This is a genomic window from Ideonella alba, assembly GCF_018069875.1.
Lineage (GTDB): Bacteria > Pseudomonadota > Gammaproteobacteria > Burkholderiales > Burkholderiaceae_C > Ideonella > Ideonella alba.
Map to the genome: position 1 here is coordinate 25,109 of NZ_JAGQDF010000018.1, position 22,656 is coordinate 47,764.

The 22,656-nt window shown below is 70.8% G+C and carries 20 protein-coding genes; 1 reads left to right on the forward strand and 19 read right to left on the reverse strand.

What is annotated here, in order from left to right:
* Nucleotides 1-41 precede the first annotated feature (41 nt).
* Genes tssK through tagH form a run of 4 tightly spaced genes read right to left on the reverse strand, consistent with a single transcriptional unit; the run spans nucleotide 42 to nucleotide 4,546 of the window.
* Nucleotides 42-1,379 (reverse strand): type VI secretion system baseplate subunit TssK, encoded by a 1,338-nt coding sequence (gene tssK, locus KAK07_RS23130; RefSeq protein ID WP_210853080.1) that lies wholly within the window; start codon nucleotides 1,377-1,379, stop codon nucleotides 42-44.
* Between the two features lie 13 nt (nucleotides 1,380-1,392).
* Nucleotides 1,393-1,779: a DUF4280 domain-containing protein gene (locus tag KAK07_RS23135; protein WP_210853078.1), complete on the reverse strand. Its 387-nt coding sequence runs from the start codon at nucleotides 1,777-1,779 to the stop codon at nucleotides 1,393-1,395.
* 12 nt (nucleotides 1,780-1,791) lie between these two features.
* Complete coding sequence (locus KAK07_RS23140) at nucleotides 1,792-2,604, reverse strand: PP2C family protein-serine/threonine phosphatase (RefSeq protein ID WP_210853077.1); 813 nt, start codon at nucleotides 2,602-2,604, stop codon at nucleotides 1,792-1,794.
* Nucleotides 2,605-2,662: 58 nt separating this feature from the next.
* Entirely contained in the window at nucleotides 2,663-4,546 is a 1,884-nt protein-coding gene (gene tagH, locus KAK07_RS23145; RefSeq protein ID WP_210853075.1) for a type VI secretion system-associated FHA domain protein TagH, read from the reverse strand.
* 216 nt (nucleotides 4,547-4,762) lie between these two features.
* Between tagH and KAK07_RS23150 the strand changes: the two genes are divergently transcribed.
* On the forward strand, nucleotides 4,763-5,716 hold the full coding sequence (locus KAK07_RS23150) for an NEL-type E3 ubiquitin ligase domain-containing protein (RefSeq protein ID WP_210853073.1): 954 nt from the start codon (nucleotides 4,763-4,765) through the stop codon (nucleotides 5,714-5,716).
* A gap of 21 nt (nucleotides 5,717-5,737) precedes the next feature.
* Here the strand turns inward: KAK07_RS23150 and KAK07_RS23155 are convergent, their stop codons facing one another.
* From KAK07_RS23155 to tssB, 15 genes are all read right to left on the reverse strand, one after another.
* The gene (locus tag KAK07_RS23155) at nucleotides 5,738-6,550 is read right to left on the reverse strand and encodes a hypothetical protein (protein ID WP_210853071.1); all 813 of its coding nucleotides are present in this window, start codon (nucleotides 6,548-6,550) and stop codon (nucleotides 5,738-5,740) included.
* The gene (locus tag KAK07_RS23160; protein WP_210853069.1) at nucleotides 6,547-8,310 is read right to left on the reverse strand and encodes a hypothetical protein; all 1,764 of its coding nucleotides are present in this window, start codon (nucleotides 8,308-8,310) and stop codon (nucleotides 6,547-6,549) included. Before KAK07_RS23160 ends, KAK07_RS23155 begins: the two co-directional genes overlap by 4 nt.
* A 58-nt stretch (nucleotides 8,311-8,368) precedes the next feature.
* Complete coding sequence (locus tag KAK07_RS23165) at nucleotides 8,369-8,938, reverse strand: DUF4123 domain-containing protein (protein ID WP_210853068.1); 570 nt, start codon at nucleotides 8,936-8,938, stop codon at nucleotides 8,369-8,371.
* A gap of 19 nt (nucleotides 8,939-8,957) precedes the next feature.
* A complete protein-coding gene (locus KAK07_RS23170; RefSeq protein WP_210853066.1) occupies nucleotides 8,958-11,045 on the reverse strand; it encodes a type VI secretion system Vgr family protein in 2,088 nt (695 codons plus the stop codon).
* 44 nt (nucleotides 11,046-11,089) lie between these two features.
* The gene (gene tssH / locus KAK07_RS23175) at nucleotides 11,090-13,768 is read right to left on the reverse strand and encodes a type VI secretion system ATPase TssH (RefSeq protein ID WP_210863396.1); all 2,679 of its coding nucleotides are present in this window, start codon (nucleotides 13,766-13,768) and stop codon (nucleotides 11,090-11,092) included.
* Nucleotides 13,765-14,883 (reverse strand): type VI secretion system baseplate subunit TssG, encoded by a 1,119-nt coding sequence (gene tssG, locus KAK07_RS23180; protein WP_210863398.1) that lies wholly within the window; start codon nucleotides 14,881-14,883, stop codon nucleotides 13,765-13,767. The genes tssH and tssG overlap by 4 nt, the downstream gene beginning before the upstream one ends.
* 7 nt (nucleotides 14,884-14,890) lie before the next feature.
* Nucleotides 14,891-16,756 carry a type VI secretion system baseplate subunit TssF gene (tssF, locus tag KAK07_RS23185; protein WP_210863400.1) on the reverse strand — a complete coding sequence of 622 codons (1,866 nt, stop codon included), beginning with the start codon at nucleotides 16,754-16,756 and terminating at the stop codon, nucleotides 14,891-14,893.
* Between the two features lie 13 nt (nucleotides 16,757-16,769).
* Nucleotides 16,770-17,297 carry a type VI secretion system baseplate subunit TssE gene (gene tssE / locus KAK07_RS23190; RefSeq protein WP_210853058.1) on the reverse strand — a complete coding sequence of 176 codons (528 nt, stop codon included), beginning with the start codon at nucleotides 17,295-17,297 and terminating at the stop codon, nucleotides 16,770-16,772.
* Complete coding sequence (locus KAK07_RS23195) at nucleotides 17,290-18,120, reverse strand: type VI secretion system accessory protein TagJ (RefSeq protein WP_210853056.1); 831 nt, start codon at nucleotides 18,118-18,120, stop codon at nucleotides 17,290-17,292. The genes tssE and KAK07_RS23195 overlap by 8 nt, the downstream gene beginning before the upstream one ends.
* Nucleotides 18,121-18,142: 22 nt before the next feature.
* Nucleotides 18,143-18,730, reverse strand: a complete 588-nt coding sequence (locus tag KAK07_RS23200; RefSeq protein ID WP_210853054.1) for a zinc ribbon domain-containing protein — start codon at nucleotides 18,728-18,730, stop codon at nucleotides 18,143-18,145.
* A gap of 25 nt (nucleotides 18,731-18,755) precedes the next feature.
* Nucleotides 18,756-19,379 carry a type VI secretion system tube protein Hcp gene (locus KAK07_RS23205; RefSeq protein ID WP_210853052.1) on the reverse strand — a complete coding sequence of 208 codons (624 nt, stop codon included), beginning with the start codon at nucleotides 19,377-19,379 and terminating at the stop codon, nucleotides 18,756-18,758.
* Between the two features lie 27 nt (nucleotides 19,380-19,406).
* Nucleotides 19,407-19,922, reverse strand: coding sequence for a type VI secretion system tube protein Hcp (locus tag KAK07_RS23210; protein WP_210853051.1), 516 nt, complete (start codon nucleotides 19,920-19,922; stop codon nucleotides 19,407-19,409).
* Between the two features lie 124 nt (nucleotides 19,923-20,046).
* The gene (locus tag KAK07_RS23215; protein WP_210853049.1) at nucleotides 20,047-20,550 is read right to left on the reverse strand and encodes an Hcp family type VI secretion system effector; all 504 of its coding nucleotides are present in this window, start codon (nucleotides 20,548-20,550) and stop codon (nucleotides 20,047-20,049) included.
* A 42-nt stretch (nucleotides 20,551-20,592) separates the two neighbouring features.
* Nucleotides 20,593-22,092 carry a type VI secretion system contractile sheath large subunit gene (gene tssC / locus KAK07_RS23220; RefSeq protein WP_210853047.1) on the reverse strand — a complete coding sequence of 500 codons (1,500 nt, stop codon included), beginning with the start codon at nucleotides 22,090-22,092 and terminating at the stop codon, nucleotides 20,593-20,595.
* Nucleotides 22,093-22,139: 47 nt separating this feature from the next.
* On the reverse strand, nucleotides 22,140-22,640 hold the full coding sequence (gene tssB / locus KAK07_RS23225) for a type VI secretion system contractile sheath small subunit (RefSeq protein WP_210853045.1): 501 nt from the start codon (nucleotides 22,638-22,640) through the stop codon (nucleotides 22,140-22,142).
* Nucleotides 22,641-22,656: the final 16 nt, after the last annotated feature.

Consider the following 22,656-nt stretch of genomic DNA (forward strand, 5'->3'; position numbering starts at 1 on the left):
GATGGGGTCTCGCGGCGTTGACGGGTGGGGTGCTCAGCGGCTCAGCCGCGCACCGCCCAGAATTCGAGTTCAAGGCCGGGGAACTCGCCCGCGATGTGCAGGGCCAGTCCACCGGAGGATTCCAGCTGCTTCCACAGCTCGTTGCCGCGGGTCTCCAGCTCGAAGTAGTTGAAGCCGGCGTGGTAGGGGATCTGGCGCGGCGCCACCGGCATCGGCCGCAGCGTGACGCCGGGCAGCTGCAGGTTGACCAGGTCGCGGATGCGCTCGACCGGGCCGATCTTGACCTGGGTGGGGAAGCGGGCGCGCAGCGCGTCGCCCGGCAACTGGGCGCCCACCGCCAGCACGAACTGCGCGCTGCGCTGCAGCTCGATGTCGGCAATGATCGCCACCCGCACGCCATAGGCGCGTTCCTGCAGCTCGATCGGGATGGCGTTCTGCTCCAGCACCATCGACAGGGACTGGCGCAGCGCATCCATCAGCGGCTTGAAGCAGCGCTGCGGGTCGTCGTGCAGGTACGCCGGCAGCGCCGGCGGACGGCGGCGCTCGCCGAAGGTGGACAGGTCGCCGGCCAGCGAGCAGGCGCTGAAGTACAGCTCGCGCGGGTGCAGCACCGAGCACTGGCGCATCTGCGCCAGCAGCGGTTCGTGGCGGTTGACGGCTTCGAGCAGCAGGAAGTCGGCGATCTCGCCGACACCGGCGCGCCCCGGCTGGGCCAGGCGCGCGGCCAGCGCCTCGCCACGCTGGTGCAGCAGGCCGTGCAGCTCGCGCAGGTAGCCGGCCAGCAGGTCGTTGCCGCCGGCGTGCAGCGTGGGCGGGATGAACTGCGTGTCCAGGGTGACCTTGTTGTCGGCGCGGCGCTCGATGATGCGGCACAGGCCCAGCGTGGCGTAGCCCTCGGCGGCGTCGCGGGCCAGCATCAGGCGCAGGTTGACGCGGCCGATCTGCAGCGGCGCAGCGCGCTCGCCGGTGGCGTTGCTGTCGCCCACGTCCACCTCGGTGGCCAGGAAGCGCGGCGGCATCGCCGGCGTGTCGCCTTCGGCGTCGGTCTCGGCCACGCCGGGGCGCGGCAGGGTCAGGGCCAGCACCACCAGCTCGTCGCGGGCGTCTGGCGGCACGTCCAGGGCGGCCGGCGCGGCGTCCTGGCTGGGGATGTCGAAGGCCTGGCCATCGGGCATCAGGCCCACCGCGGCGTTGATGGCGATCTTGCCCAGGTTCAGCGCGGCGTTGTCGAGCTGCAGCGAGACGAAGCCCCAGCTGTAGGCCAGCAGGGCGCTCTGGCGGGCATGGTCCTGCGCGGCCAGGTAGCGGTCGTGCTGCTGGAAATGCTGCGGCTGGAGGAACATGCCCTCCGCCCAGATCACTTTGTTTTGCCAGGTCATGGATGCGTTGTGTTCAGGGAATGTCGTGGGTGAACTGGCCCGGCGTGCTGAAGGTGATCACGCCGCCCCACATGCAGTTCAGGGTGCAGGTGTTGTCGATCGCCGGGATGTTGCCCAGCAGCACGGTGGGCACGCCGGGCGTCCAGGGCGCCGGGAACACCGGCACGCAGGGCATGGGGGTGAGCACGCCCAGGGCCGCCGAGGTGGCCGAAGCGACCGTGGGGTTGGACAGCGACGTGCACATGCCGAACGGCGGGATGTTCATGAAGGGCACGTTGTCGGTGATGACGCCGCAGACCAGGTTGCTGCTCATCACCATGCGCGGCGTGGCGTTGAAGGTGGACGGCGCCAGCCCGAACGGGCAGGTCATCATCGCGCTGGTGGTCACTTGCTGGGGCATCGGGGGGCTCCTTCAGGCCATCGGGTTGCCGACCCAGACGGCGATGCCGCTGAAGTTGTCGTGCCGCGGCTTGTTCGTGGCCCGGGCGTGCGCCAGCACCGATTGCTCCAGCCGGGCCAGCCAGTCGGCCGGGTCGCTGGAGCGGGCCAGGCTGGCGCTCATCTCGGCCTCGTCCACATGCTCCCACAGGCCGTCGGTGCACAGCAGGAAGACGTCACCCTCGCGCAGCACCCAGGGGCGCGAGGCGGTGGAGACCTTCAGGTGCTCGGTGGGCGTGCCCAGCGCCGACAGCAGCTCGCTGCGCTGCGGGTGGGTGCGCATCTGGTCGGGGCCCAGCAGGCCGGCCTCGACCAGCGACTGCACCACGCTGTGGTCGCGGGTGTGGGCCAGCATCTGGCCGCTGCGGAACAGGTACAGGCGCGAATCGCCGGCATGGCCCCACAGCGCGGTGCCCGAGGCCAGGTCGATGAACAGCGCCACCACGGTGGAGTGCATGTCCTTCTGCGCCGGGTCGTCGTCGCGGTGGCTCAGCACCGACGCGTTGGTGTCCAGCAGCAGGTCGTGCACTTCGTCGGGCGCGTGCAGCGGCGCGGCCGAGGCCTGCTCGATGATGTGGCGCACCGCCAGCCGTGCGGCGACGTCGCCGCCGCCGTGGCCGCCGGCGCCGTCGGCCACCACGCAGCACAGGTACTGCTCGGAGTGCCAGTGGCCGCAGGCGTCCTCGTTGTAGTCGCGGCCGCCCTGCCGCGACAGGATGGACAGCTCGATCGCCGGCAGGTCACCCAGGCCGAAGACCGAATCGGCGAAGGGGGCGTCATCGCTCACGGGGCGACCCTCCTTGCTGCGCACTGCGGCAGTTGCCGCTGGGAACGGTCCGGCGCGCTCATCCACGCCCCCGCGACTGCAGCTGGTCGATGTGTTCCTCGTAGGCCTTCAGGAAGGCCTTGCCGAAGACGGTGTGGAAGTCGTCCTGCGCCTCGCTGCGGATCTGGGTGTAGAGCTCGTTGAAGCTCTCCCACAGGCGCGCCTTGCGGGCCGCCGGCAGGATGGCCTGCAGCGCGCTGCGCTGGGTCAGCGTGCCCTCCAGGCGCGCCGGGTCGAAGCGCTCGAGCACGCCTTCCAGGGCCGCCCGCATGCCGGCCACGAAGCCGTACTGGTGGGCGCGCAGGTCGTCGTAGGCGTCGCGCATCGCCGGCGCCGCGGGCATGAAGCCGCGGGTGGGCGGCGCCAGCAGGTGGCCCAGCGCGGCCTCGGCACTGGGCGAGAACTTCAGCGGGTTGTTCTCCTTGGCGACGATCATCGTCGACTCGGCGCGGATCTCGCGCTTCATCGCGGCGCGCGCCACCAGCAGGTCGACGGTGCCGGCCGCCGATTCGCGCAGCAGCTCGCCGATCAGCTTCATCAGCGCCGGGGTCAGCGCCTCGACCTGCACCGTGGGCGTGGCCAGGCCTTCACGGAACGCGGCCAGCAGCGCCTGCACCGCCGCCGCGTCGGCAGGGCCGGCCGCTGCCATCGCCGCGGGCGGCGCAGCGATGGGCGCCGGGGTCGGCGCAGGCATGGCCGCCGGTGGCGCCATCGCCATCGCCGGGGCCGGAGCAGGCCGCAGCTCATCCAGGAATCCCATCGCCGGCGCGGCCGGTGGCGGCGCGTCCAGACCAAAGGCCGCCAGCGGGTCGCTGCTCGGCAGCGACGGGGGAAGGGGTGGCAGCGCGGCAGGCGCCGACGGGACGGGGCTGGCAGGCCGCGGCGGCGCCGGCGGGCGGGCGCGGATCACGGTGCGGCCTTCGGTCCCGGCCTCGTCCCAGGACATCACCGCTCCGGCGGGCCGCTCGGCCGGCGCCACCGGTGCCGGCGCAGGCGCCGGCGGCAGCGGACTGGGCGGCGGCGCCGACAGCGCGCCGGGGGGCAGGAAGGGCCGGTTCAGGTCGGAAAAGTCGTCCGGCAAGGTGGCCGAGGTGGCGCGCGGCACGGCCTTCAGCGAGGCCAGCGGATCGGCCGAGGCCGCCATGTTGGGCTGGGCGGCCGCGGCCGTCAGGGCCGACTGGCCCAATGGGTCGCCCACGGCGCCGGGCTTCAGGCCGAACAGGCTGTCGAGCGAATCGCCGCCACTGGCCGCGGGGCTGGACGGCAGGTCGGGGATCAGCGGCGCGGGGGCGCCCCCCACGGCATCCAGGCCGAAGCTGCCGCCGAAGGCACGGCCCAGGTCGGGCGCGCCGGGCTTGGGAGCGGGCGCGGCAAAGGGGTCCCAGTCGTCGGGGATGCCACCCGCCGCCGGGGCGGCTGCCGGGGCAGCGGCTGGCGCGAAGGCCGCGAACGGGTCGTTGCTGCGGGCCGCCGGGGCGGCCGGTGGCGTCAGCGCCAGCGGGTCGAAGCTGGCGGGCAGCGCGCCCTTGGCCGGCGGCGCGGCGGCGGGGCCCAGCAGGTCGGCAAAGGGATCATTGGACTTGGCGGCGCCGGCGCTGGCGCGGATCTCGATCTGGTAGCCGCCGATCTGCAGCCAGTCGCCGTCCTTGATCGGCGCCTCCTTGCCGTTGCCCAGCGCCTTGCCGTTGACCAGGATCGCGTTGCTGCCCTTGTCGATGACGCCGAAGCTGCCGTTGCGGTAGACGACCTGGGCGTGGACGCGGGAAATCGTGCGGTCGGGATCGGGCAGCACGAACTGGTTGGTGTCGGCACGGCCGATGGTGCCGCCGAGCTCGTCGAAGGCGGCACTCAGGCTGCTGGCGGGGGGCGCACCGTTGAACGAGATGACGGTCAGCGTGATCACGGCGAAAGGTCCTTGAAGGGCCGGGTGGCGGTGGCGGCGGGGCAGCCGGTGGCGGCCACCGGGGTGGCGTCGAGCATACCGTTGCCGAGCGCTAAGCGGCAGGGGCGAATGCGGGGGTGGGGGTGGCCGAAGGGCCCGCGGCGCGGTGGTGTTGCCCTAACATCGCCGCGTCGGCACGGGTGGCGCCGCGCCACCCCGCAACCAAGGCCATTGACCATGCCCTGCTTCTGCTCCAACGCGCTGTCGGCCTTTGCGACGGCGGCCTGCTCGGTCTCGCTGCCCGCGCTGCCGATTCCCACGCTGCCCTCGGCGCTGTTGTCGGCGGTGGCCTCGGCGCCTTCGCTGCCCACCTTCAGTGTGCCGGCGGCGCCGTCGATCACCGCGTCGATCTCGGCGATCGCGCAGCTGCTGGCCAGCCTGCCGGCGGTGCTGCCGATGCCCAACCTGGTGCTCGATCCATTGGCGCTGCAGCTGCCGCTGACGCAGCTCTCGCTGTCGTTCAGTGTCGCGGCGGCGTCGCTGCCGTCCTTGCCGGCGCTGCAGGCCACGCTGTCGGCGCTGGCGCCGCTGGGTTCACTGGCCTCGCTGATGATGGCGCTGTCGGGCCTGGGCATCGACCTGCGCGCCGGCGGCGCGATCCCGTCGCTGCAGGCCCTGCTGGCGGTGCCGCCGGTGCCCTCGGTGTCGCTCACCTCGCCGCTGTCGACGGCGATGCTGCAGCTGTCGGTGGCCGCGGGGGGGCTGCCGGCGCTGCCGGTGCTGCAGGCGGTGGTGCCGGTGCTGGCCAGTCTGCCGCCGCTGCCCACGGTGGTGCTGCCCACGCTGGCGAGCCTGTTCGGGCTGCTGTCGATCCAGGCCATGGTGCAGGCCCAGCTGGGTGTCAACCCGCTGGCGCCCGGGTCCCTGCCGGCGCTGAACGCGGCCTTGTCGGGCCTGCCGCTGCCCGCACTGGCGGCCCTGCAGATTCCCAGCTTTCCGCCACTGCCCCCCTTGCCCGAGGTGCCGATGCCGGATCTGCCCGACCTGCCGGCGCTGTCGGCGGCGCTGGGGGGCATCACGCCCGGGCAACTGGGGCCGCTGACGATGCTGATGTCCACGGTGGCCCTGCAGCCCATGCTGGCGCTGCCCGGCGCCTGTGGTGCCGGCTGCGCGGTGGCCATGATGTCCTGAGGCCCAGGCCACCGACGCGCGTCAGCGCAGCACATACAGGCGTCCTTCCACCGCGGTCAGGCGCAGCGGCCAGGCCAGCTGACGCCCATCGGCATCGGCCTTGGTCGACAGCCAGGGCGTGCCATCGGCGCGCAGGCATTCGAACAGGCGACCGCGCGCCACGCGGCGCAGCACCAGGCCGGCGGGCTCGAAGGGCAGCCAGTCCAGCCGGCGCGCCTCGGCCAGCTCCAGCAGGTGCACCCGCAGGCGGTCGAGTTCACTGCGCGCGTCGCGCTGGTAGGCCGCGGCCACTTCCTCGACGCGCAGGCGCAGCGCCGCCAGGAAGGCCTCGGGCTGGCCCTCGGTCAACTGGCGCGCCCACAGCGCGGTCTGCTCGGCCACCAGCGCGTGCAGGGCGGGGCTGTCGTCGATGGCCGGGGCGTCGACCCAGCGCCAGCGCGGGAAATTGATCGGCAGGTTCAGGGTCTGGTCCAGCGGCAGCGGCGCCACATGGGCCTGGCCGGCATCGGGCGCCCAGTCGATCTGGCCCAGCGTGCGCGCGTGGCCCTCATCGGCCAGCTTGCCGGTGCGCGGCAGCAGCAGCCGCAGGTGGGCCGAGCAGCGGCCATTGGCCGTGACGCGCTGCTGCGGCGGGGCCTTGTCCGGGGCCATCGTCGCCGGGTAGGGCCAGACCATCAGCGCCAGCTGGTTGTCGCCAGTCAGCGTGTATTCGTGCACCGGCAGCAGCACACGTGGGCGCCCAGGGTGGGCGCGCGCCACCGGAATGCCGTTCAGCCAGGCCTCGGCCTCGCACTCGACGGCGTCCAGCTTGAGCACCAGCAGCCGCTCGATCATCCCAGGCTCCAGTCGACCAGGGTCATGGCCGGCAGCAGCGAGCGGCGCCACTGCAGGTGGCCCAGCAGCGGGTCGCTGATGCGGCACAGCGCCTGCACCGGCTCCACCGCCAGCTGGGCGAACCACTGCCAGCCCAGGCCGTCGGCACGGGGCCGCAGGCCGCAGCGGCCGACCACCGCGCCGGCCACCAGGCTGGCGTCCACCATGCAGGCACTCTCGGCGGCGGCCACGTCCACCTGCAGCGTCAGCGGCAGCAGGATCGCCACCTGGGCGCCGGCGGGCGGCAGGGCTTCCTGGCCATCGCGGGCGCTGGTGTCCCACTGCAGCTGCAGCGGGATCTGGCCGGCACAGTGCAGGCGCCACTGGCTGAGGCTGCCATGGAGCGCCAGTTGGCCCGACAGGCGCAGCGACAGCCGCGCGGCGATCAGGTCCAGGTGCGCGGCCACGCGGTGGCTGGGCGTGCCGGCCAGCCCCTCGGCGGCGGGCTGCCAGCCCCAGGCCAGACCGGCGTCGCCGCACAGCAGCGCGGGCTCGGCCGCCATCTGCGGCTGCTCGAAGCCGGCCTCGCGGCACCAGGCGGTGAACAGCCGCTCCAGCCCCTGCTCGAGCTGCGCATCCAGGGCCTGCAGGCCGGCCTGCCAGGCGCCGGCGTCCAGGCGCTGGCCATCGCGCTCGATGATGCAGGCGGCGCGTGGCGCATGCGGGGCCGGCGCGGCGTCGGTGCTCCACTGGCGGTCGGGGGCGGCCTCGCGGCGCCACAGCATCCAGTGCTGGGCGGCGGGGTAGACGCACCAGTCGGTGGCCAGATCGCCCAGCGCGTCGCCCTGCTCGCGCAGGCCGCAGGAGGCCAGCTGCAGGCGCCCGAAGCGGGCGCCACCCGACCAGGCCAGCGCCGGCTGCCAGGTCTGGGTGGGCGGCAGCTCGGTGGCTGAGGCATGCTGGGTCAGCACCAGTTCGGTGGTGTGCGGCCCGCGCCATTCCAGCAGCCCGGTCTCGGTGAACTGCAGCACGGCCGGGTGGACCGCCGGGTCGCAGCAGTGGCCGGCGCGCAGCCGCAGCCGCAGCCGGGCGGGCCGTCCTGCCGGGTCCTGTCCCAGCAGCGAGATGCGCGAGGGCCAGGCGGCGGCATCGGCGGCCGTGACCACCAGCGGCGCGGGGGGGGCGCTGTCGCCGCCCGCGCGGCTCCATTGCCCGCGCTCGAAGCGATAGGGTTGGCGCGGCGGGGGCTCGTGCTCGCGCAGCTCGACCGCGTCGATGTCGCAGGGCTGGCCCAGCACCAGGCGCTGGCCCCGCTGCAGCGAGCCCATCACGCCGAGCTGACGCAGCGCGTCATCCAGCAGGGCGATCGCGCGGTCGAAATCGGGCAGCTTGGGCAGATCGGCGGCCGCCGGCCCGCCCGCGGCCAGCAGGCGCTGCAGTTCCTCGCGGCAGCGGCGCACCAGCTGGAAGGCCTTGGCGCCCTCCTGACGGCGCCGATCGCCCAGCAGGTCCAGCGCCCAGGTGTGGCCGCCACGGCTTTCGAACTCGGTGCCCAGCACCACCCAGCAGGCCAGGTAGCGGGCCACCGCCAGCGCATGGGTCAGGCCATGCGCGGCGGCGCGTTGTTCGCCGTGGGCCACCAGCGCGCCCAGGCGGTCGCCCACGCGCTCGGCCAGCGCCGGGAAGGCGGCCACCAGCACCTGCGCCAGCTGGCGGCGGTCGCGCTCGGCCTGCACCGCCTGCAGGCGCGTGGCCTGCTCGACATTGAGCACCAGGGTCAACGCGCGGCCCTCCGCACGGCGTGCGCCCGGTTGCGCGCTGGGGAGCGGCGCGGCCCGCTCATGTGCCCGCCCCCAGGCGCAACTGGCGCCATTCGAGGTGGCCGCCGGTGATGCGCGCCAGCGACCAGTGCGCTGGGCCGGGCAGGGCCCAGGCACCGACCGGGCCGTTGACGGCAGCGCGCTGGGCGGCGTCGGCATGGTCCAGCACGATGCGCAGCATCTCGGGGCTGAGCGTGTCCAGCGGCACCACCCGGCCATCCGGCAGGCGCGCCTGCAGCAGCGCGCGCAGGTGGTTGCGCAGGGCGATCAGGCGCACGCCGCTGAGCACCAGCACGCCCCAGTCGGTGGGTCCGTCGCCCGGCACCAGCAGCGCATCGGTGAAGGGGCTCTCGCGGCGCAGCCGCACCAGGTAGGGCGCACTCTGCTGCACCGCCGGCGGCAGGGCGCCGGGCAGCAGGCAGTCGAAATCGTCGATCTCGCCGGCCTGTTGCGCCGCCGCCAGCCGCGCCGGCAGGCCGCTCAGGCAGCGGCCCAGCAGCACGGCGTGCACCTGCTGGCGGTCGTCGGCCCAGAGCTGGGCCCTGAACTGCGCAGGGGCGATCTCGAGGGGCGTGTCGGCAGCAGCCATCGGCGCGACGGTCGGGCCCTCAGCTGCCCGAGGCCAGCGGGTCCTGGTCCGGGTCCGGCAGGGTCGGGGCGGTCGGATCCGCCGGGCTGGCCTGCGCCGCGTCGTTGGCATTGCCGGCCGAGCCGCCGCTGTTGATCTTGACCATTGCGCCCTGGATGGTCACGCCGTCGGGACCGACCAGGATGAAGGAGCCGCCGGCCTTGATGCACAGCGTGGTGCTGCCGTCGATCACCACGCCCATGCCCTTGAGGTGCAGGCTGGAGGTGGCGGTGGCGTTGAAGGCCTGGCCCACATTGATGTCCATGCCCTGGCCCGAGGTGATCGAGATCGCCTGATCGCCCTTGACGGCCACCGCATCGGTGATCCCGGTGTTCAGTGCGCCCTCGATCTTGAGGTTGAAGTCGGCACCCAGCTTGGCGTGCACGTCCTCCTTGATCGACAGCGTGGCCTTCTTGCCCACGTCCACTGTCAGGTTCTCGCCGATCTGCTGCGCCACGTTCTTCTCGACCTTGTCCCAGCGGTCGTTCTTGACGGTGATCTTGGCGTCGTTCTTGACCAGCTGGTGGTAGTCCTTCTCGGCCTGGAACCAGACGTATTCGGAGCCCTTCAGGTCATCGAAGCGCAGCTCGTTGAAATTGGCCTCGCCCCCTTGCTTGGTCGAGCGGCTGCGGATGCCGGTGACGGTCTTCTGGGCCGGCAGCTCATAGGGCGGCATGCGCTCGGCGTTGTAGACGCGGCCGGTGACCAGCGGGCGGTCGGGGTCGCCGTCGAGGAACTCGACCACCACCTCGTCGCCCACCCGCGGGATGGCGATCATGCCGAAGTTCTTGCTGGCCCAGGGGTGGCTGACACGCACCCAGCACGAGGCGGTCAGGTCGTCCGGATTGACGCGGTCCCAGCGGAACTTGAGCTTCACGCGGCCATGCTCGTCGGTGGCGATCTCGTCGCCGCTGCCGCCCACCACCACCGCGGTCTGCGGCCCGTTGATGCGCGGCCAGGCCACGCTCAGCTGGGGCTGGAAGCGGATGCTCTTGGGGATGGCGTCGAAGCGCGCCTGGAAACCGCGGCTGCCGCCCTTGACGTTGGCCTCGTACTCGCCGAACTCGGCGGTGAAGACCAGCCGTGTCACCAGGTAGTCGCCGTTGTCGTTGGTGTGCTCCTTCAGCTTGAAGGTCTTGCCGGCGGCGATGGCGCGAAAGCGGGTCTCGGCCGAGGCGACGATCTGCTGGGTCTTGTAGGCGTCGACGCGGCCCTGGGCGAAGCGCTCGCCGACGCCCTTGTGGTCGGCCGCCGCCGCGGCGCGCTTGAGGTCGTAGAAGGCGCCGGGCCAGTGGCGCACCTCCAGGTCACCCGGGTTGGGGTACGACGGGGTGCGCATCTTGGTCACTTCCAGCGAGGTGGAGGGCACCTGGAAGTCATGGTCATCGTGGGTGTACTTCAGCGAGCCCACCTGCTTGACCAGGCGCCAGTCGGTGACCATGTCGTCGCGCAGCTGGTTGTCGGTCTGGGTGCTGGCCCAGGCCAGGCTGGCCCCGGGGATGGGGTCGTGGCCCGAGGCGTCGTCGCACAGCACCAGCTTGTGCTGGCCGTCCTCGTGGGTGAAGTAGTAGTACAGGCCCTCCTGCTCCATCAGCCGGGTGACGAAGTCGAAGTCGCTCTCGTTGTACTGGACGCAGAAATCGCGTGGCTTGTAGGTGGCGGTGGACTTGTCCTGCACCGACTGGTTGGAGTAGTCGCCGAAGACCGCCTTGATGATCTCGATGACGGTCTTGCCCTGGAAGATGCGGCAGTCCGCGCCCAGCTGCAAATACCAGAGCCAGACATTGAGGTCCAGGAAGTAGCGGTCGAGCTTGCCCTGCGAGCCGCCGCGCTCGAAGCGGGTGACGAAGCCGTTGATGTAGCGGTAGCTGCCATCGGCCAGCAGCAGCTTGACGGTCGCCCGGGTGCCCAACAGGTCGTCGGGCGTGATCACCGGATCGCTGCGCGGGCGCAGCAGCTCGATGCGGTACTGCGGCAGACGGCCGAGTTCCTCCACCGCCTGCAGGCGGTGGAAGAGCAGGGCGTCGGGGCCCTTCACGCACTTGAATTCGGCATCCAGCTTGGCCATCGAGGGCTCCTTGGGCCGGCGGCGCGTGGCCGCCCGGTCTCAACTCAATCGAAGGTGTAGGTGAACTCGCCGTCCGCCGCACCCAGGCGGATCACCTTGAGTTCCTCGCCACGCGCCATGCGCCCCAGGTACTCGATCGAGATCTTGGGCAGCACGGTGTTGGTGAGGATGGCGTCGATGATGCGCCCGCCGGCCTCGGCGTTGTTGCAGCGGCTGACGATCAGCGAGACCGCGGCGTCGTCGAACTCGAACGGGATGCGGTGGTTTTCCTCCACGCGCTTCTTGATGCGGCCCAGCTGCAGCCGGATGATCTTGGCCAGCATCTCGTTGGACAGCGGGTAGTAGGGGATGGTCACGATCCGGCCCAGCAGCGCGGGCGGGAAGACCTTCATCAGCGGCTCCTGCAGCGCCTCGGCCAGCGAGTCCGGGTCGGGCAGCAGTTCCGGGTCCTTGCACATGTTCATGATGAGCTCGGAGCCGACGTTGGACGTGAGCAGGATGATCGTGTTCTTGAAGTCGATCATCCGGCCCTCGCCGTCTTCCATGCGGCCCTTGTCGAAGACCTGGAAGAACAGCTCGTGCACGTCGGAGTGGGCCTTCTCGACCTCGTCGAGCAGCACCACGCTGTAGGGCCGGCGGCGCACCGCCTCGGTCAGGATGCCGCCCTCGCCGTAGCCCACATACCCCGGAGGCGCGCCCTTGAGGGTGGAGACGGTGTGCGCCTCCTGGAACTCGCTCATGTTGATCGTGATGACGTTCTGCTCACCACCGTAGAGCGACTCGGCCAGCGCCAGCGCGGTCTCGGTCTTGCCCACGCCCGAGGTGCCGCACAGCATGAACACGCCGATCGGCTTGTTCGGGTTGTCCAGCCGGGCGCGCGAGGTCTGGATGCGCTTGGCGATCATGTCCAGGCCATGCTGCTGGCCGATGACGCGCTGGCCGAGCGTTTCGCCCAGGCGCAGGATGGCTTCCAGCTCGTTCTTGACCATGCGGCCCACCGGGATGCCGGTCCAGTCGGCCACGACGCTGGCCACGGCCTGGGCGTCGGTGGACGGCATGATCAGCGGCGCATCGCCCTGCAGCTCGGCCAGCGCGGCCTGCTCTTTGCGCAGCTCGTCGATCAGCGCGCCGCGGTCGGCGTCGCCCGCGGGCACCGCCTGGTCGACCGGCTCGGCGTCGCCGCGCAGCTTGGCGCGCAGGGCCAGCACGCGCTCGACGATCGCTTTCTCGGCCTGCCAGCGCTCTTCCAGCGCCGCGAGGCGGGTGCGCTCGGCGGTCAGCTTGGCCTCGACCTCGGGGCCGCGCTCGCCGGTGTCGACACCGGCCGCCGCCTCGCGGGCGATGATGCCCTGCTCAATCTCCAGGGCCTCGATGCGGCGGCGGCTGTCCTCGACCTCGGCCGGAATGGCGTGCTGGCTGACGGCCACGCGGGCGCAGGCGGTGTCGAGCAGGCTGACCGCCTTGTCGGGCAGCTGGCGCGCCGGGATGTAGCGGTGCGAGAGCTTGACCGCGGCCTCGATGGCCTCATCCAGCAGCTGCACGCGGTGGTGCTTTTCCAGCACGCTGGCCACGCCACGCAGCATCAGGATGGCCTTGTGCTCGTCGGGCTCGGGCACCTGCACCACCTGGAAGCGACGGGTCAGCGCCGGGTCCTTCTCGATGTACTTCTTGTACTCGGCCCAGGTGGTGGCGCCGATGGTGCGCAGGTTGCCGCGCGCCAGCGCCGGCTTGAGCAGGTTGGCGGCGTCGCCGGTGCCGGCCGCACCGCCGGCGCCCACCAGCGTGTGGACCTCGTCGATGAACAGGATGATCGGCTTGGGGCTGGCCTGGACTTCGTCGATGACCTGGCGCAGGCGCTGCTCGAACTCGCCCTTCATGCTGGCGCCGGCCTGCAGCAGGCCCAGGTCCAGCGACAGCAGCGACACGCCCTGCAGCTGCGGCGGCACGTCGCCGCGCGCCAGACGCTGGGCGAAGCCCTCGACCACCGCGGTCTTGCCCACGCCGGCCTCGCCGGTCAGGATGGGGTTGTTCTGGCGGCGGCGCATCAGGATGTCGACGATCTGGCGGATCTCTTCATCGCGGCCGGTGACCGGGTCGATCTTGCCCTCGCGCGCCCGCTCGGTGAGGTCCACCGTGAACTTCTTCAGGGCCTCCTGCTTGCCCATCGCCGCCGGCGCGATCGCGCCCTCGGCCTCGCCCGGCTGGGCGCTGCCCATGCTGCTGCCGTCCTGGGCGCCCAGGCGGGCCTCGGCGGTGCCGCTGCACAGCTTGGGGAACTGCTCGACCAGGTCGTCGGGCTTGATCTTCTCGAACTGGCGCGAGATGCCCAGCAGCGCATTGCGCAGGCTGTTGGTCTTGAGCAGGCCGATCAGCAGGTGGCCGGTGCGCACCTGGGTCTCGCCGAACATCAGCGTGCCGTAGACCCAGCCGCGCTCGATCGCGTTCTCGATGTGCTCGGAGAAGTCGGAGATCGCGGTGGAGCCGCGCGGCAGGCGGTCCAGCGCGGTGGTGATGTCGCGCGCCAGCACCGAGGCATCCAGCTGGTAGTGGCGCATCAGCGCCTCCAGGTCGGTGTCGGCGGTCTGCACCAGCTGGGCCAGCCAGTGCACCAGCTCCACATAGGGGTTGCCGCGCATCTTGCAGAACACCGTGGCCCCCTCGACGGCCTTGTAGGCCAGGGGGTTGAGTTTTCCGAACAGGGCGACTCGGCTGATCTCGCTCATGGTGTTCCTTGTGTGGCGCCAAAGGGCGGTGGGGGAGGGGAAGCCGCAGGGGCGGAAGGGGTGCGTCGGGTGCGCAGGATGCGTTCGGCGTCGAGCAGCAGGTCGCCCGCGTCCTGCTCGCGGCGGTAGTGGCCCAGCCAGCTGGCGCGACCCAGCGGCGTGGTGCGCCGGCCCAGGTGGGCGCGCGGCACCTGCTGGCGGCGCAGCACCAGGCGCAGGTCCCAGTCGAACTCCAGGCCCACCCATTGGCGCACCATGGCGTGCAGGCGGGCCAGGTCACGGCCGCCGGGCAGGAAGTCGTGGTAGCGCGGCAGGTCGAGCGGGCCGATGACGATGCGGAACTTGTGCTGCACGTCCCAGACGCTGCCACCCAGCACCGCGCCGCCGCCCAGCGGCTGGCCATCGCGCTTGGACAGCCGGCTGCGCTCGGCGCGGCCCAGCGCCATCCAGTGGCCGCACCATTGTTCGATGCGCACCGGCACGTCGAACTCGGCGCGCAGCCAGCACAGTAGGCCGTCGGCGTCGCGGGTGGCGCGCGCCAGCCGACCGGCGAACAGCAGCTTGGGCATGTCGCCTGCGGCGTCGCGCTTGAGCAGGGTCTCGTTGCCGATGCCGAACAGCGAGCCGATCCAGCGCGCATAGCGGCTGTCGTTCAAATGATCGAAGCCGACCGTGGGCTGGGCTCGCGCCCAGGCGCGGTAGAACAGCAGCGCGAAGCGGTGGGTCAGGTGGTCCAGGAAGCGCGCCAGCGCCTGGTCGCCGTGCTGGTGGGCGCGTTCACGCGCGAACTCGGTGAGGTGGATGGGCAGCGCGCCGTTGGGGCCGGTCAGGCCGAAGGCCCGCTGCATCAGCCAGCGCCGGCCCTTGGGCGTCTGGATCACGCCGGTGACGTTGGCCGGCGCGAAGCTCAGCTCTGGTGGCTGGCCCACGCGCAGCGGCTCGTCGCTGGGGCGCATGGCCTCGCCCAGGCGCGGCAGCTCGGGGTGCAGCGCCTCGATGCGGCGCAGCGTCAGGAAGAAGTCCTGGTGGCCCGGACGCTCGGCCAGGTCGCGCCACAGGGCCTCGCGCTCGGCCTCGAGGTGGCGGGTGGGCAGTGCGGGCGGCAGGCTGGTCATCGCTCGCTCACAGCACGGGGCGCTGGCCCAGCATCGGCTTCCAGCGGGCGATCGGGCCGCGCGACAGCGAGACCAGCGAGGTCTCGACGAAGCTGTTGAGCGAGGCGTGGCGCGCCAGGTAGTGGTGCAGCGCGGCGCCGAACAGGTAGGCGCTGCCGCCCTCGTGGCCGAGTTCGTCCACCGTCAGCTCAACCTCGATGCCGCGGCCGAAGGCGATCGGGCCGCGCACCGGATGGCGGCGCACCACCGGCCGCGTGCGCACGCCCTGCAGCGACTCGATCTGCCGGCGCTGGGCCGGCTCGCCCGCCATCGGGAAGCGGCTGAGCAGGTCGCGCAGCGCGGCCGCGGCCTCGCCGCCCTCGGTATCGAGCAGCGACAGGTAGTTCAGCGACAGCAGGTTCAGCAGCCGCCAGGCCACGCCGCCTTCGCGCAGCGCGGTCTGCGGCCGGGACGGGCCGTTGACCACGCGCACCGCGTTCAGCGGCACCGGCGCATCGAGTTGGAACTCGGCCTGGCCGCCGGCCATCGGGATGAAGATCGGCAGGTCGCGGTTGGTGCAGCGGGCCTTCAGCGCCACCTGGCGCAGGTCGCCCGAGTAGGGCGCCTCCTCGGGGTCGACCAGCGAGACAAAGACCTCGGAGCCGATGTAGCCCGAGCGCGGGCCCTCGCGGCGCGCCGCCTCGGACGGCAGGCGTGGCTCGCGCCACGAGGAGTAGTAGGCCGGCTGGCCGGTGGGCGCCCGGTGGTCGGGCGCGAACATCGGCATGAAGCGGCGCTCATCGCCCTTGTCGTCGTAGCCGGTCAGCGACAGCAGGTCATAGACCTCGAAGTCCAGCGGCGCGGTGCGGTCGGGCACGACATGGAACTCGTACTGGCCGTCGTCGACCTGGATGCGGTCCATGCGCTTGGTGAACAGGTTCACCGCCGGCACACAGTGCAGCATGAAGTGGCTGGCGTCGACCACGCCTTCCAGGCCGGTGCCGGGCCGGTTGAGCAGCAGCGTCAGCTCCAGCGCATGGCCGTCCAGGCGTTGCAGCACCGGACGCAGGCCCTGGATGTCGACGAACAGGAAGCGCTCGGGGAAAGTGAAGTGCTCCTGCAGCAGGCGCACGCCGCCAAAGCCGCGCAGCGTGACGGGCAGCATGGCCTCGTCGTCGCTGTAGCCCACCGGCTGCACCGCCGAGGCCGGCAGCAGCTGGCGGCTGTCGGCCAGGCCGGGCGCGCCGGCCAGCACGCCCACGGTGCTGCCCAGCACCAGCTCGTGCACGCGCATCGCCACCTCGGTGGGACCGCCCACGTAGAAGCGCAGGCTGTCCAGGTCGAGCTGCGACAGCTTCATGCCCGCGGGCAGTTGCAGCCGCACCCGGATGCCGGCCCGCGGCCGCTCGGGCAGGCCCAGGCCGGCGATGTTGAGATCGGCCAGGTTCAGCAGGTACTCGGCCTGGGTGGTGCTCAGCGGGGTCAGCCGCAGCGGGCTGGCGGTGCGGTACTCGCAGCGGGTGCTGGTGTTGGCCAGCGGCGGTGCGTAGAGCGGCAGGTCGCGCGGCAGCGGCGGTGCCTTCAGCAGGTTGGCGTCGGGCACCGGGTGGACCTGGGCCACCAGCATCGAGGGGATCGGCGCCAGGAAATTGGGGTACAGCAGCTCCAGCAGCCGGTGCGAGAAGCGCGGGAACTCGCTGTCCTGGCGCAGCTGCACGCGCGCGGCGAGGAAGGCGCAGCCTTCGAGCAGACGTTCGACGTAGGGGTCGGTGACCTCCATCGACTCCATGCCCAGGCGCGAGGCGATCTTCGGGAACTCGGCAGCGAACTCCGCGCCCACCTCGTAGAGGTAGCGCAGTTCCTGGTTGTAGTAGCGCAGCAGCCGGGCGTCCATGGGCTCTGGCGGGTCAGGCGCGCACGTCGCGCAGGCGGGTGGTGCCGGTCTCGAAGTCGACGTCGGCCGCCAGCAGCAGCTCCAGCGGCACCGGCTGGTTCCACATGAAGCCGCGGATCGTCATCTGCATCGTGTTGTGGTGGTTGTCGTGGTCGACCTTGACGTCGACCTCCAGCGTGGCGGGGTCGATGCGCGGCTCGAAGGTCTTGATGCAGTCGGCGACCGCCCGCTTGATGGTAGGGATGTCGACCGAGGACAGGGTCTGGCCCGAGAAGGCCGGCATGCCGAAGTTCAGCACCGAGCGGCGGGCGAGCTCGTTGTGCTGCCAGAGCTGGTGCTCGGCGCGACGCTCGGAGCGCGGCTCGGGCTCGGGGCGGGTGGCGTTGAACAGCCAGCTCAGGTCGCGCAGCACGGCCTGGCGCAACTGCTGACGGGTCAGCACGCGCGCGGCGGCCGTCTCGGTCTGCTGACGGGGCTCGGGATCGATCAGCCGGTCGAGCAGGGAGGGCTGGAGCCGGTCACGCGAGGCCAGTTCAGCCATTCGCGGCGTCCTCGCCGGCGCTGGGCTGCAGCTCGATGTGGCGGATCGACAGCAGGTCGTGCTCGCCCTGGTCGGTGACCAGCACGCGCTGGCCCAGGCCGAACCAGCGCTCCGGGCCGCCCTCGCGCCACTCGGTCTTGCGGGCCATCAGGATCAGGCCGTCGGTGCTTTTCTCGCTGCCCGGGTAGCGCGAGGGCACCATGGCCACCGCTTCGCCGCCGTTGGCGAAGGTCAGGCGCGCCGGCAGCCAGACCTGGTCGCGCAGGTCGGTGGGCGCCTCGAAACGAATGGCCGACAGGCGCGAGAAGGGCACCCAGTAGTACTTGCCGTTGATCGCGGCCTCCAGCACCGGGCCCAGGCGCGAATCGGCATCGGCGATCCAGTCGAAGGCCACGCCGTCGATCGTGCCGGCGGTGGCCGGCGCCTCGTCGAAGGCGCGCGCCGCCAGCGCGTGCGACTGCGCGGCATCGCCGGCACCGGCCTGCAGCATCGATTCGATCAGCAGCGCCAGCCACTGGTCGGGCTGGCCGAAGACCATCGGCGAGCGGCGGCCGGCGAAGACCGCGTCGCGCAGCTTTTCGCAGCGCAGTGCGTGGCCGACCATCTCGCGCATCGGGCCGGCTTCGCTGTCCATGTCGGCCAGCACGTTGAGCTGGGTGTGGGCGCGTTCCCACTGGCCCAGCACGCACAGCAGCTGGGCCAGGAAGACCCGCAGCCGGGCATCAGCCGGTTTGGCGCGCACCGCCTGGGTGAGTGCCGCCAGGGCGGACTGGGGGTCGCCGGCGCGCAGGGCGGTTTCGGCAGTGGCAAGGGCGTCGTTCATGGTGGGGTCGCCGCAGGGGCGCTCAGAAGGCGTGGCCGCAGTCGGTGCAGAAGCGCGCCGAGCGCGAGGTCATGGCGCCGCAGGCGGGGCAGCTCTTGTGCGTGCTGGCCAGGTCGTAGCCGCACTCGGCACAGAAGCGGCCGCCGTCGCTGGGCGTGCGGCAGTTGGGGCAGTAGGCGCCGGCGGCATCGGCGCTGGCCGATGCGGTGGCGCCCCCACCCCCGGCCGAGCGGGCGCCGCCGCGGCGCTCGACAGCGCATTTCTCGCAGCAGCCCTCGGACGGGTTGAAGCACTCGTTGCAGACGGTGGCGTGGCAGACCTCGCAGTTGACGAACTGGCTCTCGGCCTGGCGCATCGCGGTGGCCAGTTCGCTGTCGCGGGCCGATTTCGCGCGCATGTCGGCCAGGCTGGTGCTGGCGCGGCCGGCGTTGTCCATGCCGGGCAGCAGGAAGGTGAACTTGTGCAGCAGCGTCGACAGCTGGCCCATGCGGTAGGGCTTGAAGGGGCTGCGCCAGGTGTTCGAGCAGTGGGCACAGGCGAACTCGAACTGGAAGCCCGCCTGCATGTGCGAGCCGATGACGCTGAGGTCGCGGTACTGGTTCAGGGGCATGGGTGGGCCTCGCTGGCTGTGCCGCTCAGTTGCGGCGGTTGCCGCCGCCGCCATTGCGCGAGCCGGCTCGGTTGTTGCCGCCCCGGCCGTCGCGATCGCGGTCGTTGCCGTCGTCGTCGCGGTCGTCGTCATCGCGCCGTGGACGCTGGCGGCGCGGCGCGTTCAGCGAGGCATTGGGCGGACGCATGATCTCGGCGTCGGTGGCGACCTTCTGGCCCAGGGGGTTCTTGACGTAGTGCTTGAACTTGATCGAGTTGAAGTCGCACTCCCAGTGCTCGTCCATGTCGGCCGAGGCGTCCGACAGCGAGCCGGTCATCGACAGGCTGATGATGCGCAGGTTGGTCAGCTCCACCCACAGCTCGAACTCGTTGTAGGTCCAGTCCGAGAAGCAGATCTGGGCCTTGGGGAAGGGCTTGCCGGTGTTCAGGGCCTTCATCAGCACCGTCGACGAGCGGTCGGGCGGTTTGGTGAAGCTGAACTTGGTGGGCACGACCTCGTCACGGCCATCGCCCTCGGCCTGCTGGAACGCGGCGCCCCAGTTCCAGTCGTCGAGCTCGATCCATTTCTCGAAGCCGTCGACTTCACTTTCGCCGACGACGGGGCCGCCGCCCTCGGTGGACAGCGACATGAACAACGGGGTGGACGGCATGGTGGGTGCGCCTGTGCAGGAAGGAGATCAGCGGTCGCTGCGCCCCCGCGCCTCGGCGGAGAAGGTCAGGCGGCCGGAGTGTTCGTCTCGGCGCTTGGTGGTCGGGTAGTAGTCGACCCCGATCAGCGCATAGGACAGCTTCAGGGAGCACTTGATCTGCGCCACCTTGCCGCTGTTGATGTCGAGTTGCAGGTCCTCGACGTAGCCGTTGCGGGCCTCGATCGTGAGCAGCTCCCGAGGTCGGTCCTTGGGCTGCACCGCGTGGATCATCGACAACCTGGCCTTGGTGAACTTGTCGCGGTGCCGCAGGGCCTTGAGCAGGTTGATCGTGGCGGTGTCGAAGTAGCCGGACAGGTCCAGCGTCTCGAACTTGACCCCCGAGCCGTCGCGCTGCGACACCTCGGCACGCACTTCCTGGACCGACATGCCCCATTTCCAGCCGTCGATCTCGATCTGGTGCTTGAAGCCGGCCACGGTGGATTCGCCACGCAACTGTCCGGCCTTCTCGAAGGTGATGTCCAGGTAGAAGAGGGTGTCGCTCATGGCGGGACCGTGGGCTCAGGACAAATCAAGCGCGCGCGCCGAGGCGCGCGCGACTTCGGCAGGGTTTCCCGGTCCGGCTGGCACAGGGCCGGAGAAACCGTGCACGGGCAGTGCGGCCTGGGCCTTACTGCAGCAGCTTCATCGCCGCGATGTCCCACTCGAACGGGATGAACGAGCTCTCGAGCTTGCCCTGGTTGGTCTGGGCCTTGTACTCGACCTTGATCTTCTTGAAGACCATCTCGACGTCCTGGTTCACCGAGCCGTCTTCGCCGCCCTTGGACGAGACCTTGGTGATGAACACGTCGGTCATCGTCAGGCGCATGAAGATCTCGGGGTTCTTGGCGCCGGTCTGCTTCAGGCTTTCGATGGTGACGACGCCGAAGGCGGTGCCGGCGACGATCTTGCCCATGATCACGGGCGAGGCCTTGTCGTAGTAGTGGCTGAACGACAGGTTGCCGGGGGTGGGCTTGCCCACGCTGGCGCCGCCGCCCTTGAGGAAGCTGGTCTCGGCCTCGATGTCCCAGCTCCAGTCGCCGATCTCGATCCAGCCCTGGTCGCCGTGGTGGCCGTCCTGGAACGACTCGCCCTTTGGCACCGCGTCGAACTTGATGAAGGTATTACCGGGCATGTGCAGTTTCTCCGTGCAGGGTTAAGGGGAAGGGTGCGGTTGTCAGCCGCCGGATTTCTCGGAGGGCAGTTTGGACACCAACCGCAGCGACACGGTCAGACCTTCGAGCTGGTAGTGAGGCTTCAGGAAGAACTTGGACTGGTAGTAGCCCGGTGCTCCTTCGACCTCCTCGACGACGACCTCGGCCGCTGCCAGGGGGCGCTCGGACTTCGTCACTTCGCTGGAGTTCGTGGGGTCGCCGTCGACGTAGTTGCCGATCCAGTCGTTCAGCCAGCGCTCCATGGCGTCGCGGGTCTTGAACGAGCCCACCTTGTCGCGCACCATGCACTTCAGGTAGTGCGCGAAGCGGTTGCAGGCGAACAGGTAGGGCAGGCGGGCGGCCAGGGCCGCGTTGGCGGTGGCGTCCGGATCGTCGTACTCGGCGGGCTTCTGCAGCGACTGGCCACCGATGAACGCGGCGAAGTCCGAGTTCTTGCGGTGGATCATCGCCAGGAAGCCATTCTTCGACAGCTCGGCCTCGCGCCGGTCCGAGATGGCGATCTCGGTGGGGCACTTCATGTCCACGCCGCCGTCGTCGGTGGGGAAGGTGTGGGCCGGCAGGTTCTCGACCGCGCCGCCCGACTCGACACCGCGGATGCGCGAGCACCAGCCGTAGAGCTTGAAGGAGCGGTTGATGTTGGTGGCCATCGCATAGGCCGCGTTGCACCACGAGTACTTGTCGTGGTCGGCGCCGACCGTGTCTTCCTCGAAGTTGAACGCGTCCACCGGGCTGGTCTTGGCGCCGTAGGGCAGGCGGCCCAGGAAGCGCGGCATGCACAGCGCCAGGTAGCGCGCGTCGTCCGACTCGCGCAGCGAACGCCAGGCGGCGTACTCGGGCGTGGTGAAGATCTTGGTCAGGTCACGCGGGTTGGCCAGCTCCTGCCAGGAGTCCATCTGCATCACGGTCGGCGCGGCGCCGGTGATGAAGGGGGCATGGGCCGAGGCGGCGATCTTGGACATCTCGCCGAGCAGCTCGACGTCGGGCGGCGAGTGGTCGAAGTGGTAGTCGCCGACGATGGCGCCGAAGGGCTCGCCGCCGAACTGGCCGTACTCTTCCTCGTAGAGCTTCTTGAACAGCGGCGACTGGTCCCAGGCCGTGCCCTTGTAGCGCTTGAGGGTCTTGCCCAGCTCCTGCTTGGAGATGGACATCACGCGGATCTTCAGCTGCTCGTCGGTCTCGGTGTTGTTGACCATGTAGTGCAGGCCGCGCCAGGCCGACTCCAGCTTCTGGAGGTCGGGGTGGTGCAGGATCAGGTTGACCTGCTCGGACAGCTTGCGATCGATCGCCGCGATCATCGACTCGATCGTGGCCACGGTGTCGTTGCTGATCAGCTTGGCGTTGGTCAGCGCCTGCTGGGCCAGCGTCTGCACCGCGGTCTCGACGGCCGAGCGGGCCTCTTCGGACTTGGGCTTGAATTCCTTGCTGAGCAGCGACGCGAAATCGCTGCCTTCCATCGTCACGCCGGCAAAGGACGCATTGCCTTGCTGCAGGGGATCGGCCATCGGTAGCTCCGGGTTCTGGGTGTTCGAAGGGGCTGGGGGTCAGACGCTCAGGCGTCGCCTTCGGGCTTGGGGGTGCTGCTCAGCGACTGCAGCAGCGCCGGGTCGTTGAGCACCTTGCCGATGAGCTCTTCGGCGCCGCCCTTGCCGTCCATGTAGGTGACCAGGTTGGACAGCTGCTGGCGCGCCTCGAGGAGCTGCTTCAGGCCCTCGGTCTTGGCGGCGATGGCGGCCGGCGAGAAGTCGTCCATGCTCTCGAAGGTCAGGTCGACCGACAGGTTGCCTTCACCGGTCAGGGTGTTGGGCACGGTGAAGGCCGCGCGCGGCTTCATGGCCTTCATGCGGGTGTCGAAGTTGTCGACGTCGAACTCGAGGAACTTGCGGTCGGCCACCGGCGGCAGGGGTTCCTCGGGCTTGCCGGCCAGGTCGGCCATCACGCCCATCACGAAGGGCAGCTGGATCTTCTTCTGGGCGCCGTAGAGCTCGACGTCGTATTCGATCTGGACCCGAGGCGCCCGGTTGCGGGCGATGAATTTCTGGCTGCTTCCCATGTGTTGGCTCCGGGTT

Bases quoted from the DNA above. Each gene is read 5' to 3' on its own strand.
- tssK (WP_210853080.1), bottom strand. From the start codon at position 1,379: ATGACCTGGCAAAACAAAGTGATCTGGGCGGAGGGCATGTTCCTCCAG.
- KAK07_RS23135 (WP_210853078.1), bottom strand. From the start codon at position 1,779: ATGCCCCAGCAAGTGACCACCAGCGCGATGATGACCTGCCCGTTCGGG.
- KAK07_RS23150 (WP_210853073.1), top strand. From the start codon at position 4,763: ATGCCCTGCTTCTGCTCCAACGCGCTGTCGGCCTTTGCGACGGCGGCC.
- KAK07_RS23155 (WP_210853071.1), bottom strand. From the start codon at position 6,550: ATGATCGAGCGGCTGCTGGTGCTCAAGCTGGACGCCGTCGAGTGCGAG.
- KAK07_RS23165 (WP_210853068.1), bottom strand. From the start codon at position 8,938: ATGGCTGCTGCCGACACGCCCCTCGAGATCGCCCCTGCGCAGTTCAGG.
- KAK07_RS23170 (WP_210853066.1), bottom strand. From the start codon at position 11,045: ATGGCCAAGCTGGATGCCGAATTCAAGTGCGTGAAGGGCCCCGACGCC.
- tssH (WP_210863396.1), bottom strand. From the start codon at position 13,768: ATGAGCGAGATCAGCCGAGTCGCCCTGTTCGGAAAACTCAACCCCCTG.
- tssG (WP_210863398.1), bottom strand. From the start codon at position 14,883: ATGACCAGCCTGCCGCCCGCACTGCCCACCCGCCACCTCGAGGCCGAG.
- tssF (WP_210863400.1), bottom strand. From the start codon at position 16,756: ATGGACGCCCGGCTGCTGCGCTACTACAACCAGGAACTGCGCTACCTC.
- tssE (WP_210853058.1), bottom strand. From the start codon at position 17,297: ATGGCTGAACTGGCCTCGCGTGACCGGCTCCAGCCCTCCCTGCTCGAC.
- KAK07_RS23195 (WP_210853056.1), bottom strand. From the start codon at position 18,120: ATGAACGACGCCCTTGCCACTGCCGAAACCGCCCTGCGCGCCGGCGAC.
- KAK07_RS23200 (WP_210853054.1), bottom strand. From the start codon at position 18,730: ATGCCCCTGAACCAGTACCGCGACCTCAGCGTCATCGGCTCGCACATG.
- KAK07_RS23205 (WP_210853052.1), bottom strand. From the start codon at position 19,379: ATGCCGTCCACCCCGTTGTTCATGTCGCTGTCCACCGAGGGCGGCGGC.
- KAK07_RS23210 (WP_210853051.1), bottom strand. From the start codon at position 19,922: ATGAGCGACACCCTCTTCTACCTGGACATCACCTTCGAGAAGGCCGGA.
- KAK07_RS23215 (WP_210853049.1), bottom strand. From the start codon at position 20,550: ATGCCCGGTAATACCTTCATCAAGTTCGACGCGGTGCCAAAGGGCGAG.
- tssC (WP_210853047.1), bottom strand. From the start codon at position 22,092: ATGGCCGATCCCCTGCAGCAAGGCAATGCGTCCTTTGCCGGCGTGACG.
- tssB (WP_210853045.1), bottom strand. From the start codon at position 22,640: ATGGGAAGCAGCCAGAAATTCATCGCCCGCAACCGGGCGCCTCGGGTC.